The organism is Micromonospora sp. KC721 (genome assembly GCF_004348355.1).
In the GTDB taxonomy this organism is placed as follows: Bacteria; Actinomycetota; Actinomycetes; order Mycobacteriales; family Micromonosporaceae; genus Micromonospora.
Map to the genome: position 1 here is coordinate 1 of NZ_SMJY01000393.1, position 1,226 is coordinate 1,226.

The window sequence follows — 1,226 nt, forward strand, 5'->3', positions numbered from 1 at the left end:
GCCGGTGAAGGCACAATGAGCGAAGGCCGCGCGGATGGCTTTGATCGACACAATCAAGACATCTGCGCGGCCGTCCATGTCAGGGTCAAGCCGCCACACCGACCGGCTCTACTGTGCACAAGGTCGTTAGAACCTCGATGCAGACAGCGTCTTGACACAGAGAGGAGCCATGAGCGTGCACCGTCGCCTCGCCCTCGTCGCAGTCTTCCCGCACCGACGGGGTACCGGCCTCATCGGCGTGAAGCCAGTCGACCCGAAGTCGTGCCGGTCACGGTCGCCGGCGCAGGCCCGGCCCGCCACGCCGACCGGCCGCACGGCACCCGTTGCACCGCCGGGACGAACCTCTTGTCCAGACCCTGGTCCGGGAGCCGCCTACAAGCGGGGCCCCGACCCGATGCCGAGCAACGAGAACGCGGCCACTCCCGAGAATCGGGTCGCCGCCCGGCCGGCCGGGCGACCAGCAGAGCGCAATCACATGCGTAAACCCTTCCGGCCGTCACCACCGATGCTCGCCCCGGCCGACATCCCGAACCCGCTCGTGACCGTGCGCCAGCCCAGGTCAACGCCGGCCGACCACCCCGGGCACCCACCTCGCCAAAGAAGATCTACAACGCCGACCACAGTGGACTATTGCCGTACCTGACGCACCGGCATTCCGACCATGATCCAGACCAGGCGACACGCAAACGCCCTGGTCGGCACGGAACGGCACGAACCCCCGCCGAAACAGCACAGTGACAGCGGAGCACCATCGGAGCACCAGATCCCAGAGCCTGGGAAGATCCGTCCCAAGGTGTAGAAGCAATCAAGGCCGTGACCTGCGTTTCCGCTGGTCATGGCCTTGATCGTGAAGTGCGCCCGAAGGGACTCGAACCCCTAACCTTCTGATCCGTAGTCAGATGCTCTATCCGTTGAGCTACGGGCGCTTGGTGCTCGGCCAGTCTACACAACCGGCTTTTGCGCGGAGACTCCGGGATTCGAACCCGGGAGGGGCTTTAAAACCCCAACCGCATTAGCAGTGCGGCGCCATAGACCAGACTAGGCGAAGTCTCCCCGGTGGCCGCTGCGGACCACCGGGGCCGAGGATACAGGGCCGCCCCCGTCCCGGGCAAAGCGACTACCGCAACGGAGGCGTTTCCACCGTGTGCGAGGTCACGTTCACGACTACGCTGCATCGATATGCAGGAGCAGACGCCGAGCGAGCCGCCCCGCCGCGAGCCCTCCTC

At 66.0% G+C, this 1,226-nt stretch carries 2 tRNA genes; both read right to left on the reverse strand.

Annotation, left to right across the window (positions count from 1 at the left end):
• Window positions 1-853: 853 nt before the first annotated feature.
• Window positions 854-926, reverse strand: a tRNA-Arg gene (locus tag E1182_RS30600).
• Between the two features lie 36 nt (window positions 927-962).
• Window positions 963-1,053: transfer RNA gene (locus E1182_RS30605), tRNA-Ser, on the reverse strand.
• Window positions 1,054-1,226: the final 173 nt, after the last annotated feature.